At 73.2% G+C, this 13,997-nt stretch carries 15 protein-coding genes; 6 read left to right on the top strand and 9 right to left on the bottom strand.

The annotated features are described in order from the left end of the window. The first annotated feature begins 92 nt into the window (after positions 1-92). The 3 genes from ACFWBY_RS30285 to ACFWBY_RS30275 all read left to right on the top strand — a co-directional run bounded on the left by ACFWBY_RS30285 (position 93) and on the right by ACFWBY_RS30275 (position 3,242). The gene (locus ACFWBY_RS30285; protein WP_385335412.1) at positions 93-857 is read left to right on the top strand and encodes an SDR family oxidoreductase; all 765 of its coding nucleotides are present in this window, start codon (positions 93-95) and stop codon (positions 855-857) included. After that, entirely contained in the window at positions 854-2,530 is a 1,677-nt protein-coding gene (locus ACFWBY_RS30280) for a class I adenylate-forming enzyme family protein (RefSeq protein ID WP_385335414.1), read from the top strand. Before ACFWBY_RS30285 ends, ACFWBY_RS30280 begins: the two co-directional genes overlap by 4 nt. Before the next feature lie 103 nt (positions 2,531-2,633). Then, positions 2,634-3,242: a TetR/AcrR family transcriptional regulator gene (locus tag ACFWBY_RS30275; RefSeq protein ID WP_385335416.1), complete on the top strand. Its 609-nt coding sequence runs from the start codon at positions 2,634-2,636 to the stop codon at positions 3,240-3,242. Here ACFWBY_RS30275 and ACFWBY_RS30270 read toward each other — a convergent pair. Beyond that, positions 3,181-4,341 carry an alkene reductase gene (locus ACFWBY_RS30270; protein ID WP_385335418.1) on the bottom strand — a complete coding sequence of 387 codons (1,161 nt, stop codon included), beginning with the start codon at positions 4,339-4,341 and terminating at the stop codon, positions 3,181-3,183. The genes ACFWBY_RS30275 and ACFWBY_RS30270 overlap by 62 nt on opposite strands. A 51-nt stretch (positions 4,342-4,392) precedes the next feature. Between ACFWBY_RS30270 and ACFWBY_RS30265 the strand changes: the two genes are divergently transcribed. After that, entirely contained in the window at positions 4,393-4,788 is a 396-nt protein-coding gene (locus tag ACFWBY_RS30265; RefSeq protein ID WP_385335420.1) for a MerR family transcriptional regulator, read from the top strand. Here ACFWBY_RS30265 and ACFWBY_RS30260 read toward each other — a convergent pair. From ACFWBY_RS30260 to ACFWBY_RS30225, 8 genes are all read right to left on the bottom strand, one after another. Beyond that, positions 4,785-5,411, bottom strand: coding sequence for an acetate uptake transporter (locus ACFWBY_RS30260; RefSeq protein WP_385335422.1), 627 nt, complete (start codon positions 5,409-5,411; stop codon positions 4,785-4,787). The two genes, ACFWBY_RS30265 and ACFWBY_RS30260, sit on opposite strands and share 4 nt — an antisense overlap. Positions 5,412-5,551: 140 nt before the next feature. Next, positions 5,552-6,802, bottom strand: a complete 1,251-nt coding sequence (locus ACFWBY_RS30255) for an acyl-CoA dehydrogenase family protein (protein WP_385335424.1) — start codon at positions 6,800-6,802, stop codon at positions 5,552-5,554. Between the two features lie 9 nt (positions 6,803-6,811). Next, positions 6,812-7,861: a phosphotransferase family protein gene (locus ACFWBY_RS30250; protein ID WP_385335426.1), complete on the bottom strand. Its 1,050-nt coding sequence runs from the start codon at positions 7,859-7,861 to the stop codon at positions 6,812-6,814. A gap of 188 nt (positions 7,862-8,049) precedes the next feature. After that, complete coding sequence (locus ACFWBY_RS30245) at positions 8,050-8,961, bottom strand: MBL fold metallo-hydrolase (RefSeq protein ID WP_385335428.1); 912 nt, start codon at positions 8,959-8,961, stop codon at positions 8,050-8,052. A gap of 91 nt (positions 8,962-9,052) precedes the next feature. Further along, positions 9,053-9,355 carry a hypothetical protein gene (locus tag ACFWBY_RS30240; RefSeq protein ID WP_385335430.1) on the bottom strand — a complete coding sequence of 101 codons (303 nt, stop codon included), beginning with the start codon at positions 9,353-9,355 and terminating at the stop codon, positions 9,053-9,055. Positions 9,356-9,449: 94 nt separating this feature from the next. Next, positions 9,450-9,800 carry a DUF202 domain-containing protein gene (locus tag ACFWBY_RS30235; protein WP_385335432.1) on the bottom strand — a complete coding sequence of 117 codons (351 nt, stop codon included), beginning with the start codon at positions 9,798-9,800 and terminating at the stop codon, positions 9,450-9,452. Then, positions 9,797-10,195 carry a YidH family protein gene (locus ACFWBY_RS30230; protein WP_385335434.1) on the bottom strand — a complete coding sequence of 133 codons (399 nt, stop codon included), beginning with the start codon at positions 10,193-10,195 and terminating at the stop codon, positions 9,797-9,799. Before ACFWBY_RS30230 ends, ACFWBY_RS30235 begins: the two co-directional genes overlap by 4 nt. A 25-nt stretch (positions 10,196-10,220) precedes the next feature. After that, positions 10,221-10,742: an NUDIX domain-containing protein gene (locus tag ACFWBY_RS30225; protein ID WP_385335436.1), complete on the bottom strand. Its 522-nt coding sequence runs from the start codon at positions 10,740-10,742 to the stop codon at positions 10,221-10,223. A gap of 82 nt (positions 10,743-10,824) precedes the next feature. Here ACFWBY_RS30225 and ACFWBY_RS30220 point away from each other — a divergent pair, with 82 nt between their 5' ends. Both ACFWBY_RS30220 and ACFWBY_RS30215 read left to right on the top strand, forming a co-directional pair. Continuing rightward, on the top strand, positions 10,825-12,480 hold the full coding sequence (locus tag ACFWBY_RS30220; protein WP_385335438.1) for an FAD-binding dehydrogenase: 1,656 nt from the start codon (positions 10,825-10,827) through the stop codon (positions 12,478-12,480). 493 nt (positions 12,481-12,973) lie between these two features. Next, complete coding sequence (locus ACFWBY_RS30215) at positions 12,974-13,921, top strand: hypothetical protein (protein WP_385335440.1); 948 nt, start codon at positions 12,974-12,976, stop codon at positions 13,919-13,921. The last annotated feature ends 76 nt before the right edge of the window (positions 13,922-13,997 follow it).

The following is a 13,997-nucleotide window of genomic DNA, read 5'->3' as shown; positions in this document are numbered from 1 at the left end:
GCCGCACCCTTCCGTCCGAACATACCGACTGGTTAGTCTGCCGAGTGAGCCGAGGATCCGGCACTCGGCAGCAGGCCACGAAGGGTGGACCAGTGAACGCGTTCCAGGACCAGCGAGTCGTCGTCACCGGCGCGGGCGGCGGCATCGGCGCCGCCCTCGCCCACCGCTTCGCCGCCGAGGGGGCCACGGTGGTGGTCAACGACCTCGACCCCGCCAAGGCCGTCTGCGTCGCGGACGCGATCGGCGCCCGCGCCATCGCGGTGCCCGGCGACGCCTCCTCCGTCGTCGAGGAGGCCCGCGAGGCCCTCGGCGGCGCCGTCGACGTCTACTGCGCCAACGCCGGTCTCGCCTCCGGCGGTGACGCCTTCGCCGAGGAGGCCGTCTGGGAGGCCGCCTGGGACACCAACGTCATGGCCCACGTCCGGGCGGCCCGACTGCTGCTGCCCGACTGGCTGGAACGCGAGAGCGGCCGCTTCGTGTCCACGGTCTCGGCCGCCGGGCTGCTCACCATGATCGGGGCCGCCCCGTACAGTGTCACCAAGCACGGCGCGCTCGCCTTCGCGGAATGGCTCTCGCTGACCTACCGCCACCGCGGGCTCCAGGTCCACGCCATCTGTCCGCAAGGGGTCCGGACCGACATGCTCACCGCCGCCGGATCGGCGGGCGAGCTGGTCCTCGCGCCGACCGCGATCGAGCCGGAAGCGGTCGTGGACGCCACGTTCGACGGCATGGAGAAGGGCCGGTTCTTGATCCTCCCGCACCCCGAGGTCGCGGACTTCTACGCGGCCCGCGCCACCGAACCGGACCGCTGGCTCAGCGGCATGAACCGGCTCCAGCGCGCCTGGGAGGCCCGATGACCGCGTTCGCCGCCGGCGCCCCCGCCTCCGCCTACGGGACGAAGCCCTGGCTCGCCCGGCTCAGCCCCGCGCAGCGGGCGCCCGTCGCGCCCCCGCCCACCGTGCTGCACGCCTTCCGGGCCGCCGTCGCCCGCGCCCCCGGGCGCACCGCCCTCGCCTACTTCGACGGCCGCGTCGGCTACGCCGGGGCCGACGCGCTCTCGGACTCCCTGGCCGGCCACCTCGCCGAGCGGGGCACGGGCCGCGGGGACCGGGTCGCCGTCATGCTCCAGAACACCCCGCACTTCGTGCTCGCCGTCCTGGCCGCCTGGAAGGCCGGGGCGGTCGTGGTCCCGCTCAACCCGATGTACAAGTCCGCCGAGGCCGCCCACATCCTGCGCGACTCCGGGGCCACGGCCCTCGTGTGCGACGCCCGGGCGTGGCCGGCCCACCTGCGCGAGGCCGCGCACGGGACCGCTGTGCGCACCGTCCTGACGGCGTCCGACCTCGACTTCCAGACCCGCGACGACGTACGGGTCCTCGCACCGGGGCGCCCCGAGCAGGCGGCCGGCACCGACGACCTCGCCACCGTCGCCCGACGCGGCCTCCCCGCCCCGCCCGACCCGGGCCTGACCGCCACCGACACCGCGCTCATCAGCTACACCTCCGGCACCAGCGGCACCCCCAAGGGCGCCATGAACCCGCACGGCGCGCTCACCCACAACGCCGTGCGCCAGGTCACCGGCCACCCCCTCCCGGAGGGCGCCGCGTACTTCGCCCTCGCCCCGCTCTTCCACATCACCGGCATGGTCTGTGAGCTCGCCGCCTGCTTCACCAACGCGGGCACGCTCGTCCTCGCGAACCGCTTCGACGCCGGCGTGGTCCTCGACGCCTTCCTCGAACACCGCCCCGCCTACACCGTCGGCCCGGCCACCGCCTTCATGGCGCTGGCCGCCCACCCCGGCGCCACACCGGACCACTTCGCCTCGTTCCAGGTGGTCTCCTCCGGCGGCGCCCCGCTCCCGCCCGCCCTCGTGGAACGCCTCCGCGCCGCCTTCGGCTTCTACCTGCGCAACGGCTACGGCCTCACCGAGTGCACCGCCCCCTGCGCCTCGGTCCCCGTGCACCTCGAAGCCCCCGTCGACCCCGCCTCCGGCACCCTCTCGGTGGGCCTGCCCGGCGCCGACACCCTCGTACGGATCCTCGACGAGAGCGGATCCGAGGTGCCCTTCGGCGAGACCGGCGAGATAGCCGTGCGCGGACCGCAGGTGGTCCCCGGCTACTGGGGCCTGCCCGACGAGACCGGCAAGGCCTTTCCGGACGGCGAACTGCGCACCGGCGACGTCGGGTTCATGGACGAGGACGGCTGGCTCTACGTCGTCGACCGCAAGAAGGACATGATCTGCGCGTCCGGCTTCAAGGTCTGGCCGCGCGAGGTCGAGGACGTGCTCTACACCCATCCCGCCGTACGCGAGGCGGCCGTCGTCGGCGTCCCGGACCCCTACCGGGGCGAGAGCGTGAAGGCCTACGTCAGCCTGCGCCCCGGGGCCGTGGCCGACCCCGGAGAACTCTCCGCGTACTGCGCCGCGCGCATCGCCGCGTACAAATACCCGCGCCAGGTGGAGATCCTGCCTGTTCTTCCGAAGACGACCAGTGGCAAGATCCTGCGACGGGAACTGCGCGACCGCGGCTGAAAACAGCCGGACGCCGCAGGGCCGCACGGCCGGACCGCCGGACGGCCCCGCGGAGCCGCACGGACGAGGACCGGTCGAGGATCAGGAAAGGAAGGCGAGCGCCATGGCCGCCAAGACCACGACGGAGCCCGTCGCCACCCACGAGGCTCCGGTACCGCAGCGGCTGCTGGCCGTCGCGACCAGGCTGTTCGCCGAGCGCGGCTACGACCGGACCTCGGTCCAGGAGATCGTCGAGGCGGCCGGGGTGACCAAGGGTGCGCTCTACCACTACTTCGGTTCCAAGGACGACCTCCTGCACGAGGTGTACGCGCGCATGCTGCGCCTTCAGCAGCAGAGGCTCGACGCGGTGGCCGGTTCCGACGCGCCCGTCGAGGAGCGGCTGCGCGCCGCCGCCGCCGACGTCGTAGTCACCACCATCGAGAACCTCGACGACGCGGCGATCTTCTTCCGGTCGATGCACCAGCTGAGCCCGGAGAAGTTCAAGCAGGTCCGGGCGGAGCGCCGGCGCTACCACGAGCGGTTCCGGGCGCTGGTCGAGGAGGGCCAGCGCGCCGGGGTCTTCTCCACCGCGACCCCGGCCGACCTGGTGGTGGACTACCACTTCGGCTCCGTCCACCACCTGTCGACCTGGTACCGCGAGGACGGCCCGCTCACCCCCCAGCAGGTCGCCGACCACCTCGCGGACCTCCTGATGCGCGCCCTGCGCCCGTAGGCAATGCGGGGTAGTCGGTGTACCCCTGCGGCCCCCGCACGTGCATCAGGAACTCCGGCCGGACCTCGTTGAGCCGCGCGCCGGTGCGCAGCCGCTCCACGAAGTCGGGGTTGGCGAGGAACCCCCGGCCGAGGGCGACCAGATCGGCGCCCCCGGCCAGCAGGCGCTCGGCCCGCCGCTTGCCGCCGTCGGACGCGACCTCCTCGCGGGAGAGCCGCGGGTTGGCGATGAGCGTGCCGGGCCAGGCGGCGCGGATCTCCTGGGAGAGGGCCTGGTCCGGGTCGGCGTAGACCTGGTGCAGATAGACCGGTCCGATGTCCGCCAGGGCTTTGACCAGCGCCGGGTAGATCTCCGCGGTGTCGCCCTCCTCGATGCCGTTGACCTCCACCCCGGGCGAGATCCGTACGCCGACCCGGTCCGGTCCGATGGCCTCGGCGACGGCTCGGACCACCTCGACGGTGAACCGGATCCGGCCCTCCACGGAGCCGCCCCACCCGTCGGTGCGCAGGTTCGTGTTCCGCGCCAGGAACTGGTGGAGCAGGTGACCGTTGGCGGAGTGCACCTCCACACCGGCGAACCCCGCCTCCACGGCGCTCCGGGCGGCGGCCCGGAAGTCGGCGATGGTGGAACGGATGTCCTCGGGAGTCATCTCCAGGGGTGTGACGGCGTCCTGGAGTCCGCCAGGGGTCTGCAGCGGCTCCGGGAACCGCACCGCCGACGGGGCGAGCGGCACGTGCCCGCTGGTGTCGGGATGGCCGACCCGGCCGCCGTGCTGCAACTGGAGGAACATCCGCCCGCCGGCGGCGCGTACGGCGTCGGTGACGCGCCGCCACCCGGCGATCTGCTCCGGAGTGTGGATGCCGGGGATGTGGGGGTAGGTCCGGCCGACGGCGTTCGGTGTGGTGGCCTCGGCGATGATCAGACCGGCCGAGGCGCGCTGCGCGTAGTAGGTGGCCATGAGGGCGCCGGGGACACCGTCGGCCCCCGCGCGATTGCGGGTCAGCGGCGCCATGACCAGGCGGCTGGGGAGCTCCAGGCCGCCGAGGCGGGCGGATTCGAAGAGACGGGATGCGGCGGAGACCTGCTGTGTGTGCGTCATGCCGGTACCGTAAAACCTGACACTGATGTCAGATTCAAGCCGAGGTGGGGCATGCGGATCGGTGAACTGGCGGCGCGCACCGGGGTCAGCGAGCGTTCGCTGCGCTACTACGAGACCCAGGGACTGCTCGTCTCGGACCGGACGCCCGGCGGGCACCGCGATTTCGCGGAGCGGGCGGTGGACCGGGTCATCCGGATCCAGGAGCTCTACGCGGCGGGCCTGCACAGCTCGAAGATCCGCCGGATCCTGCCCTGCATGCGCGATGCGGACGGCGGGCCGAACGTGCGGGCCACCCCCGCGCTCGTCGCCGAGCTGAAGACGGAACGGGACCGGATCGACCGGCTGATCGCCGACCTGCTCCGGTCCCGCGAGGTGCTGGACGAGGTCATCGACACGGCGGCGGGTCGTACCACCGCCGCCGGACCGACGGCCGTCGGAACGTCCTAGCCGAGCGGGGCCACGTCGCGGCCCCAGGTCTCCTTGGCCACCACGGCGAAGGAGATGTACCAGGCGACGCCCGCGGTGAAGAGGCCGAGGAAGCCGCCGGTGTGGCCGAGCGCCGTGCTCTGCGCCAGGTCGCCGAGCGCCAGGAAGAGGAAGGTCAGCGCCAGCGAGACGAAGAGCACCCGGTGCGCGACGTCCAGCTTCATGGCGGCGATCGACATGTACGCGGTGAAGATGAACCAGGCCACGAGGAACCAGCCGGTCGCCACGTGGGCCTGGTCGGCCGGCAGCGTCGGGACGACGAACTTCACGTACGCCGCGAAGGACATCCAGAACGCGCCGTACGACACGAATGCCGTGGTCCCGAAGGTGTTGCCGCGGCGGAACTCCAGCACGCCCGCGACGAACTGCGCGAGGCCGCCGTAGAACAGCGCCAGCGGCAGCACGACGGCGCTGAGGGCGGCGTTCGAGATCAGGCCCGAGTTGAACAGGCTGAGCACGAAGGTCGTGAGGGCGAACGCCGCGAGGCCGAGCGGGCCGGGATCGGCGACCTTCGCAGCCGGCGCGGCCTGCGCGGTGGGGGCGACCGCGGCGGGCGCGGGCGGGGCCAGGGTGGAGCTGGGCATGACGATATGCACTTTCGGTGGGGGACAAGTCGAATATATCGGACCTCGCCATGTGGTCCAGACCATTCGGCGGGTCCCATGCTCGTGGCCTCCCCCCCCCGAACCGCCCGACCCGCCCCACCCGCCCCACCCGCCGGAGGCTAGTCGCGGTACCTCTTCAGCTCCCGGTGCGCCAGCGAGCGCTGGTGCACCTCGTCCGGGCCGTCCGCCAGCCGCAGCGTCCGCGCCGCGGCCCACAGCTCGGCGAGGGGGAAGTCCTGGCTCACCCCGCCGGCGCCGTGCAGCTGAACCGCGTCGTCCAGGATCCGCAGGACCGCCCGCGGGGTCGCGATCTTGATGGCCTGGATCTCGGTGTGCGCCCCACGGTTGCCGACCGTGTCCATCAGCCAGGCCGTCTTCAGCACCAGCAGCCGCAGCTGTTCCACCGTGACCCGGGCGTCCGCGATCCAGTTCTGTACGACGCCCTGCGCGGCCAGCTCCTTGCCGAAGGCGGTACGCCCCACCGCGCGCCGGCACATCAGCTCGATGGCCCGCTCCGCCATGCCGATGAGCCGCATGCAGTGGTGGATCCGGCCCGGCCCGAGCCGGGCCTGGGCGATGGCGAAGCCGCCGCCCTCCTCGCCGATCAGGTTCGCCGCGGGGACCCGGACCCCGTCGAAGACGACCTCGGCGTGGCCGCCGTGGTCGTGGTCCTCGTACCCGTACACCGTCATCGCGCGCCGGACCTCGACGCCCGGGGTGTCCCGGGGGACCAGGATCATGGACTGCTGGCGGCGCGGGTCGGCTCCGTCGGGGTCGGTCTTGCCCATGACGATGAAGATCTTGCAGTCCGGGTTCATGGCGCCGGAGATGAACCACTTGCGGCCGGTCACCGTGTATTCGGCGGCCCCGTCGCGGCCGGCCGAGCGCTCGATCCGGGTCTCGATGTTCGTCGCGTCCGAGGAGGCCACGTCGGGCTCCGTCATCGCGAAGGCCGACCGGATCTCCCCGGCCAGCAGCGGCTCGAGCCACTGCTTCTTCTGCTCCTCGTCGCCGAACTGCGCGAGCAGCTCCATGTTCCCGGTGTCCGGCGCGGCGCAGTTCGTCGCCATCGGCGCCAGGTGCGGGCTGCGGCCGGTGATCTCGGCGAGCGGGGCGTACTGGAGGTTGGTCAGCCCGGCGCCGTACCCGCCGCCGTGCGCGCCGTGCCCGTCGACGAAGAAGAGGTTCCACAGCCCCTGCCGGCGCGCCTCGGCCTTCAGTTCACCGAAGACGGCCGGGGTGTCCCAGGGCGAGGCCAGCCGTGCGCGCTGCCCGACGGCGACGGGTTCCGCCGGGTACACGTACTCGTCCATGAACGCGAGCAGCCGCCCGCGCAGTTCCTCGGTCCGGGCGTCGAATGCGAAGTCCATCGTGGCTCCTCAGCCTTCCTGGAGGGTGGTCAGACCGTGCTCGATGAAGACCGGTACCAGCTCGCCGATCCGGTCGAAGCCCGCGCCGACGGTCTGCCCGAGCGTGAAGCGGTAGTGGATGCCCTCGAGGATCACCGCGAGCTTGAACCAGGCGAACGCCGTGTACCAGGCGACCTGCGAGGTGTCCCGGCCCGAGCGGACGGCGTACCGCTCGATCAGCTCGGCGGGCGCCGGATGGCCCGGGGCGCTACTGGTCGTGCTCACCGGGGAATCCGTCAGGCCCAGGTCGGAGCTGTACATCACGAGCAGCCCGAGATCGGTCAGCGGATCGCCGAGCGTGGACATCTCCCAGTCCAGCACCGCCCGGATCGTGTCGTCGGGGCCGCCGATCAGCACGTTGTCGAGCCGGAAGTCCCCGTGCACCACGGTGGGCGCGGGGGAGCCGGGCAGGGCCCGGCCCAGCGCGCCGTGCAGTGCGTCGATCCCGGCGAGCTCCCGGCCCCGGGACGCCGCGAGCTGCTTGCCCCACCGGCGCAGCTGCCGGTCCAGGAAGCCCTCGGGACGGCCGAAGTCGCCCAGGCCCACCGATCCGGGGTCCACCGCGTGCAGGTCGACCAGGGTGTCCACGAGGCCCAGTACCGCCCGACGGGTCCGCTCGGGGCCGAGTGCGGCCAGCTGCCCGGCCGTGCGGAACGGCACACCCTCCACGAACTCCATCACGTAGAACGGCGCGCCCAGCACCGCCTCGTCCTCGCACAGCAGCACCGGCTCGGGCACCGGAACCGCCGTGCCGTGCAGCGCGGCGATGACCCGGTGCTCGCGCCGCATGTCGTGCGCGGTGGCCAGTACGTGCCCCAGCGGCGGGCGGCGCACCACCCATCGGGAGTGCCCGTCGCCGACCTCGTACGTGAGGTTCGAGCGGCCGCCCTCGATCAGCCGGCCGGTCAGCGGCCCGGCCACGAGCCCCGGCCGCGCCCGGTCGAGATGACCGCGCAGCCGCTCCAGATCGAGTCCTCGGGGGCCGGACGGGTCCGGGCCTGGGGCTGGGGCTGAGGTCATGGTGCACGCCTCCGTACGGAGTTGACGACGACGGATCGGACCCACCCATCATGCCGACCAGTCGGTATGTCGTCCAGTAGGCCGGAGGAAGAGGAAGGGAAAGAATGCGGCAGCGGATGCGGAAGCGGAAGCTGAGGCGGAAGCGGAGATGGGGAGCGGGCCGCGGGAACCCCCGCGGCCCGTCGGCGTCAGGCGTGGCAGAGGATCGGCGTCCCGCCGTTCATCACCGTCATGTCCCGCAGCACCGCCAGGATGTCCAGGGGGACCCCCTCGGGCTCCCCCGCCAGCTCCGCGTACGCCCGGTGCAGGTTCGCCACCAGCCGCTCGCTCTCCCGCCAGGCCGCGAACTCGCCGAGATCGGCCTGCCGGGCCGCCTCCAGCGGGGTCAGCCCCTTCTCCCTGCCCTCCCGGGCCAGTTCTTCGACGTAGCGCAGATAGCGCTCGGTGGCCTCGTACGCGTCGGGCCCGGTCAGGGGCCCGTGTCCCGGTACGACCGTCTCCGCGCCCAGCGAGCGCAGCAGTTCCATCGCCCGCAGCGAACCGGCCAGGGACCCCATCGCCAGGAACGGCGTGCCCTCCGCGAAGACCAGGTCCCCGGTGAACACGACCCGCTGCCGGGGCAGCCACACGATCGAGTCGCCCGTGGTGTGCGCGACACCCGGGTGGATGACCTGCACCTCGTCCTCGCCGACGTGCAGCGTCATCCGGTCGCTGTACGTCAGGTCGGGCGCGGTGATGTCTATCGCGCCGAAGTCGGTCGCCGGCCAGATCATCTCCAGCTGGTGCCCGGCGGCGAGCTGCTCGGACCGCGCGTTGTCGTGGCCCAGGATCAGGGCCTCCGGCGCGAACACGCCGTTGCCGTAGGTGTGGTCCCCGTGGTGGTGGGTGTTGACCACCGTGCGCGGGAGCGGCGCCCCGGCGGCCAGCACGGCCGCGCGCAGGGCCAGCGTCCGCCGCTCGGTGGCGGCCGTGTCGACGAGCAGGGTCCGTCCGCCGCCGGTGACGAAGCCGGCGTTGTTCAGGCACCAGCCGCCGTCGGGCTGCACGTAGGCGTACACCCCGTCGGCGGGCTGGACGAGGTACGGCTCTTCTGCGGGCATCCGCGTTCTCCCCGGGTCGCTGTGACGGGCTGTCGGCATCCTGCCAGCCGCGGCGTCCCGGGGGGAGTGCGGGGTTCGTCGGCCGAACCGCTCAGTGGTCGTCGTAGTGCCCGTCGTGAGCGGCGTGGCGGTGTCCGTCGTGCAGGTAGTCGAGGTGGTCGCCGTGCCGGACGGAGTCGTGCCCGCAGTCCGCACCGTGCGCGTGCTCGTGGGCCTCGTGCGCGGTGTGCGCCGAGGGCTCGCATTCGTCCCAGTGTCCGGAGTGCTCCCGGTGCAGATGGCCGTCGTGCGCGTAGTCGAGGTGGTCGCCGTGATCGACCGCCGTGTGCCCGCAGGCGGGGCCGTGGGCGTGTGCGTGCTCGTGCGCGGGGTGCTCTCGGTGCAGGGTCGTCATGGCGCCGAGGCTAGTGCGGATCGACCATGGATGACCCGTTGTGTCCGGATGCGCGCCGCAGTGGCACGGGAAGGCGGACGATCGGATCGTCGGATCAGAAGATGAGCGCCATCGCGAAGACGGCCAGGGCCACCGTGCACGCCGTCGCCGCGAGCGCGGCGCGCGGTGCCAGCCCGGCCGGCCGGGCCGCCGCCAGCTCTCCCGTCCGCCGGTGCGCCACCCCCAGGAACGCCAGCCAGACCAGCGCGATCACCGCGATCCCGACGACCTCGACCAGGGATCCGGCCCCGTGCAACGTCTGGCGCAGCGCGAGTACGGCCGTCACCGAACACGTCAGCGTCGTACGCCGCCACGCGAGCCGGGTCCGCTCCGGCTGCAGGCCCGCGTCACGAAGGGCGTCGGGGTCGCGGCCCAGGCCGTCGCCGCCTGCTCCCCGGGCGCTCACCGCCCCTTCGTCCAGCCCAGCAGCACGACCACGACCATCGCCACCGCGACCAGGCCCACACCCAGACTCAGCACCACCGGGAACCGGGACACCGGCAGGTCCTCGCCGCGCCGCATCGCCCGCTCGCACTGCACCCAGTGGTTCACCGCGCGCAACGCGCAGGCCGCGCCCACCGTGAGCAGCGCGAAAGCCATCCCGACCCGCACCCCCCACCGCAGGTCGGGCAGGAACTGGTCCACGGCGAAACCGCCGCCGACCAGGGCGAGCGCGGTCCGGATCCAGGCCAGGAAGGTCCGTTCGTTGGCCAGCGAGAAGCGGTAGTCGGGGGTCTCGCCCTCGTCCCGCACCCGCGCCGGTGCGAACCACAGCCGTACGTCCTTGACGAAGTCGATCACCCGCCCAATCTACTGGCGGTCCGGCCTACCGGCCCTGCGACCGGAACTCCCGCAGCCGCCGGTACGCCTCCAGGCCGTCCGGTACCCAGGGCCAGGAGCCGTCCGCGACCCGCCGCGCCACCTCCTCCTCCGGGAGCCACGCGTGCCAGGCCACCTCCGAGGCCTGCGGCCGGACCGGGAGTTCGCAGCGGACCTCGTGCACGAAGGACCACCAGGCCCCGCCCGGACCCTCGTACAGGAATTTGAACAGGGGCTCGGGCGCCGCCAGTCCGGCCACGCCCAGCTCCTCCTGCGCTTCCCGCAGGGCGGCCTGCCCGTAGCCCTCGCCGGCGCCGACCACCCCGCCCACGAACATGTCGTAGTGCGAGGGGAAGACCAGCTTCGACGCGGTGCGCCGATGGACGAAGACCCGCCCCCGGTCGTCCCTGGCCAGCACGAACACGCACCGGTGGACGAGCCCCGCCGCGTACACGTCCCCGCGCCGCGCCCGCCCCGTCACCCGGTCGTCCCGGTCCACCACGTCCAGTACCTCGTCGGCCGCGCTCATGCCTGGTCCCTCCGCTCCTGTTGACTGGTTACCGCTCCGTAGCAAAGGATCGCCTCCACCACCGACGGAGGACGGGTTTCGCATGACGTACGACGCAGACGTGATCGTGATCGGGGCGGGCCTCGCGGGCCTCGTGGCCACCGCGGAGCTCGTCGACGCCGGCCGCAAGGTCATCCTGCTCGACCAGGAGCCCGAGCAGTCCATAGGAGGCCAGGCCCACTGGTCCTTCGGCGGCCTGTTCTTCGTCGACTCGCCCGAGCAGCGCCGCATGAGGATCAAGGACACGCGCGAACTGGCCCTCCAGGACTGGTTCGGCACCGCGGGCTTCGACCGCGAGGAGGACGCCTGGCCGCGCCGCTGGGCCGAGGCCTACGTGGACTTCGCCGCCGGCGAGAAGCGCCCCTGGCTGCACGCCCAGGGCGTCCGCTTCTTCCCCGTCGTCGGCTGGGCGGAGCGCGGCGGCTACGACGCGAACGGCCACGGCAACTCCGTCCCGCGCTTCCACATCACCTGGGGCACCGGCCCCGGCCTGGTGGAGCCCTTCGAGCGCCGCGTCCGGGCCGGCGTGGCCCGGGGGCTGGTCCAGCTGAGGTTCCGCCACCGGGTCACCGGGCTGACCCGTACCGCGGGCACGCTCGACACCGTCACCGGCGAGGTGCTGGCCCCCAGCGACGCCGTGCGGGGCACGGCGAGCGGCCGCGAGGCCACCGGGGAGTTCTCCCTGCGGGCCCAAGCCGTGATCGTGACCAGCGGCGGCATCGGCGGCAACCACGATCTCGTGCGCGCGCAGTGGCCGGCCCGGCTCGGCACCCCGCCGGAGCGGATGCTCTCCGGGGTCCCGGCGCACGTGGACGGCCTCATGCTCGGCATCGCGGAGGGGGCGGGCGCGAGCCACATCAACAAGGACCGGATGTGGCACTACACCGAGGGCATCGAGAACTGGAACCCGATCTGGGCCCGACACGGCATCCGCATCCTGCCCGGCCCCTCCTCGCTCTGGCTGGACGCGACCGGCAAGCGCCTGCCGGTCCCGCTCTTCCCCGGCTTCGACACCCTCGGCACGCTCGACCACATCATGCGGACCGGCCACGACCACACGTGGTTCGTGCTCAACCAGCGCATCATCGGCAAGGAGTTCGGCCTCTCGGGCTCCGAGCAGAACCCGGACCTGACGGGCAAGTCGGTCCGGGGCGTCATCGACCGGGCGCGGCAGGCCGTCCCCGGCCCGGTGCGGGCCTTCATGGACAAGGGCGTCGACTTCGTGGTCGAGAAGGACCTGTCCTCGCTCGTGCGCGGCATGAACGCGATCACGAAGGATGGGCTGCTGGACGAGGAGACGGTCCGCCGGGAGGTAGTCGCCAGGGACCGGGAGATCGCCAACCCCTTCACCAAGGACCTCCAGGTCATGTCGATCCACGGGGCGCGCAAGTACCTCGGCGACAAACTGATCCGCACCGCCGCCCCGCACCGGATCCTCGACCCCGCGGCGGGCCCGCTGGTGGCCGTCCGGCTCTCGATCCTCACCCGCAAGTCCCTCGGCGGCCTGGAGACCGACCTCTCCTCCCGCGTGCTCACCGCCGAGGGTGAACCCCTTCCGGGCCTCTACGCGGCGGGCGAGGCGGCCGGCTTCGGCGGCGGCGGCGTCCACGGCTACCGGGCCCTGGAAGGCACCTTCCTCGGCGGCTGCGTCTTCTCGGGCCGCGCCGCGGGCCGCGCCGCAGCCGCAGCGATCGGCTAGGGCCGTCGGGCCGGGCAGCCGGGCCGTCGGCCGGGGACGCGCGCCGCTCCCGTCGATGGTGCCGATCGTGCGGAGGGGCCCGTTTCCGACCCCGGCAAAAGACGGGGCGAGCAGGGGCGAGATCCGGCCAGTGGACGCACGCACCGCCCCCGCAGGGGACTCCGCGCGGGCTCCTGGCCGCCGGCCGGGACGCCCGTACGGCCGTCCGGGGCGCCGTCCGGGACCGCGGTCCGGCGCGGCCGCTCAGTGGCGCCCCGTCCGCGGACGCCCGGCGGATCCTGGCCGGTACCCCGCCCCCGCAAGCCCCCGGGGACCGCCGCCGCGGACCGGGCCGCGAAGCGGAGGTACCAGCCCAACTCGGCAATTTTCCGCACCAGTTGAAACACGCCACCCAGTGGACTGGACCTTGACGCGGAGCTGTGCGTACCGCTTTGCTGTGTGTGATCATCCGGCAACACAGCCCGACCGCCCGCGTCTTGGAGGGAAACCGCGGATGTCTCCGCCTCCGCCGCCCCTCGGCCGCGCCCGCAAGCGGGACGCCCAGCTCTTCGACTCCGCCCTCTGCGACCTGGAACTCGTCGACGTACGCTCCCAGTTCACCCAGGGCCGCTGGGCCAAGGCGCGTTCCCTCCTGGTCGCCACGGGCGACGACTGGGACCGCCGCGGCCACCGCCTCGTCGTCCTCGCCGAAACCCCCGCCGCGACCGCCTGGACCCGCGAATGGCTCCTCGCCGAACCGGAGAGCGCCGACGCCGTCACCCTCCTCGCCTGCGCGGCCGTCTTCACCGCCCTGCGCCGCAAAGGCACCCCCGAGGCGGCCGAGGAAGCCTGCCGGCGCGCCGCCGCCCTCCTGCCGGCCGACCCCACCCCCTGGCTCGGCCTGCTCCTCCTGACCCGCGCCTTCGGCACCGAAGAGGATTTCAGCCGCCACTTCGACCAGGTCCGGGCACGCCACCGGGAACACCACCACGCCCACCACCTGATGGTCTCCCGGCTGGCCGAGCGCGCCCCCGCCTCCGGCCACGACCCGCTGCACGAGGTCTACGACTTCGCGGCCTGGGCCGCCGAGGAGTCCCCGGCCGACTCCCCGCTCGCCGTGCTCCCCGTCATCGCCCACGCCGAGCGCTACCGGGTCCTCGCCGCCGCCCACGGCCACAGCCGCCAGGCCATGACCGAGCACTGGTCCGGCCGCCGCGCCCGCCAAGTGCTGCGCTCCGCCTTCGACTGGTGGCTGGAGTGGGAGCGCGAGGACCACCCCCGCAACCGTGTGGACCTCAACTTCCTCGCCCACGCCAAACTCTGCGAAGGCCGGCCCGCCGAGGCCGCCGCCCTCTTCCAGCGCATCGGCAGCCACGCCACGCGCGCCCCCTGGTCCTACCCGGACCTCGACCCGCACAAGGCCTTCCTCGCAGCGCGCAGCGCAGCCCTCGGCACGGCCTGACCTCCGCACGGCCCGACCCCAGCACCGCCCGCTCAGTCCCCGCACCGCTCCGTTCCCGCCTCGAAAGGACACCCCG

Origin of the sequence: Streptomyces sp. NPDC060049 (assembly GCF_042736715.1) — a bacterium.
Taxonomy (GTDB): Bacteria; Actinomycetota; Actinomycetes; order Streptomycetales; family Streptomycetaceae; genus Streptomyces.
The sequence above is the reverse complement of the archived record's forward strand: the minus strand, read 5'-3'. Positions and strand labels throughout refer to the sequence as shown.

What these genes read in the sequence shown, in the direction of transcription:
- ACFWBY_RS30280 (WP_385335414.1), top strand. Translation starts at nt 854, where the DNA reads ATGACCGCGTTCGCCGCCGGCGCCCCCGCCTCCGCCTACGGGACGAAG.
- ACFWBY_RS30275 (WP_385335416.1), top strand. Translation starts at nt 2,634, where the DNA reads ATGGCCGCCAAGACCACGACGGAGCCCGTCGCCACCCACGAGGCTCCG.
- ACFWBY_RS30270 (WP_385335418.1), bottom strand. Translation starts at nt 4,341, where the DNA reads ATGACGCACACACAGCAGGTCTCCGCCGCATCCCGTCTCTTCGAATCC.
- ACFWBY_RS30265 (WP_385335420.1), top strand. Translation starts at nt 4,393, where the DNA reads ATGCGGATCGGTGAACTGGCGGCGCGCACCGGGGTCAGCGAGCGTTCG.
- ACFWBY_RS30260 (WP_385335422.1), bottom strand. Translation starts at nt 5,411, where the DNA reads ATGCCCAGCTCCACCCTGGCCCCGCCCGCGCCCGCCGCGGTCGCCCCC.
- ACFWBY_RS30255 (WP_385335424.1), bottom strand. Translation starts at nt 6,802, where the DNA reads ATGGACTTCGCATTCGACGCCCGGACCGAGGAACTGCGCGGGCGGCTG.
- ACFWBY_RS30250 (WP_385335426.1), bottom strand. Translation starts at nt 7,861, where the DNA reads ATGACCTCAGCCCCAGCCCCAGGCCCGGACCCGTCCGGCCCCCGAGGA.
- ACFWBY_RS30245 (WP_385335428.1), bottom strand. Translation starts at nt 8,961, where the DNA reads ATGCCCGCAGAAGAGCCGTACCTCGTCCAGCCCGCCGACGGGGTGTAC.
- ACFWBY_RS30240 (WP_385335430.1), bottom strand. Translation starts at nt 9,355, where the DNA reads ATGACGACCCTGCACCGAGAGCACCCCGCGCACGAGCACGCACACGCC.
- ACFWBY_RS30225 (WP_385335436.1), bottom strand. Translation starts at nt 10,742, where the DNA reads ATGAGCGCGGCCGACGAGGTACTGGACGTGGTGGACCGGGACGACCGG.
- ACFWBY_RS30220 (WP_385335438.1), top strand. Translation starts at nt 10,825, where the DNA reads ATGACGTACGACGCAGACGTGATCGTGATCGGGGCGGGCCTCGCGGGC.
- ACFWBY_RS30215 (WP_385335440.1), top strand. Translation starts at nt 12,974, where the DNA reads ATGTCTCCGCCTCCGCCGCCCCTCGGCCGCGCCCGCAAGCGGGACGCC.